At 65.3% G+C, this 1,312-nt stretch carries 1 protein-coding gene; it reads left to right on the top strand.

Translation table 11 applies throughout. From position 1 onward, the window contains the following. Nucleotides 1–1,009, top strand: a 1,009-nt coding sequence (locus EET03_RS29705; RefSeq protein ID WP_122508871.1) for an IS1380 family transposase, incomplete at its 5' end; no start/stop codon positions are given. Nucleotides 1,010–1,312: the final 303 nt, after the last annotated feature.

Here is a 1,312-nt window from a genome sequence, read left to right as displayed (position 1 = left end):
CCCGGTCGCCTACCTCGACGTCGACGGCACCATCGCACCCACCTACGGGCAACACAAGGCCGGAATGGACATGTCCTACAAGGGCATCTGGGGCTACGCGCCGCTGATCGTGTCGCTGGCCAACACCAAGGAAGTGCTCTACCTGGTCAACCGTTCCGGTAACGTGCCCAGCCACGCCGGCGCGCCGGCCTGGATCGACAAGGCGATCGAGCTGGTCACCCCGCACGCCGCACGGGTGTGCCTGCGCGGGGACACCGACTTCTCGTTGACCGCGCACTTCGACCGATGGGCCGAGCGGGTCGATTTCGTGTTCGGCATGGACTGCAACACTGCGCTGCGCTCGCGCGCCGAAGCGCTGGACGAGACCGACTGGACACCGCTGCAGCGGCCCGCCGCCGCCCCGCCACGGTCCGGGCAGCGCCGCCAACGCGAACCCAACCACAAGCGGCGCATCGTCGCCGAACGCGGATACCTCAACCTCGAACTCAACTGCGAGCATGTCGCCGAGTTCAGCTACCAGCCCGGCAAATGCGGCCGACCCTACCGGGTGATCGCGCTGCGCAAGAACATCAGCAAGACCCGCGGCGAGGCGGCCCTCATCGAGGAGATCCGCTGCTTCTTCTACATCACCACCCGCACCGACCCGACCCCCGCCCAGGTCGTGGCCTGCGCCAACGACCGCTGCGACCAGGAAAACATCATCGAGCAGCTCAAAAACGGCGTCAACGCGCTGCGGGTGCCGCTCTACGACCTGGTCTCCAACTGGGCCTACATGGTCATCGCCGCGCTGGCGTGGAACATCAAGTCCTGGTTCGCGATGATGCTGCACCCCAAGGCCGACCGGCGCGACTGGATCAACATGGAGTTCCGCCGCTTCACCACCCAGGCCATCCTCATCCCCGCGATGATCATCCTCCGCACCCTCACCGTGCGGATCATCGGCTACCACCGGAACCTGGACCGATTCTTCAGCGCCTACAACAGCATTGAACGCACCCGCTTCGATTGACGCCCGCACCCCGCACTGGCCTTCGGGCCTGTCACCCGCACACCACGGTCGCCCTCTCCGAGCCAGAGCCAGCACCCCCGCATCGTCCTCGCATACCCACACACCCGAACAACCCACGCACAGGCGGTAATCCGGCCAATCTACGACCGCTCACCCACCCCATGACCATCATCGACTGAACCGTCCCCGGTTTTATGCGCACTTCCTTTGTTGGGAAGGATGGCGCGATGCCGAGCAAGTACGACGAGAACACCAAGGCCAGAGCGGTGCGACTGGTCCGGGAACACCGCGACGACTATGACA

The sequence above is a fragment of the Mycobacterium innocens genome, from assembly GCF_900566055.1.
GTDB lineage: Bacteria > Actinomycetota > Actinomycetes > Mycobacteriales > Mycobacteriaceae > Mycobacterium > Mycobacterium innocens.
This window is presented reverse-complemented; position numbering and strand designations above follow the sequence as displayed.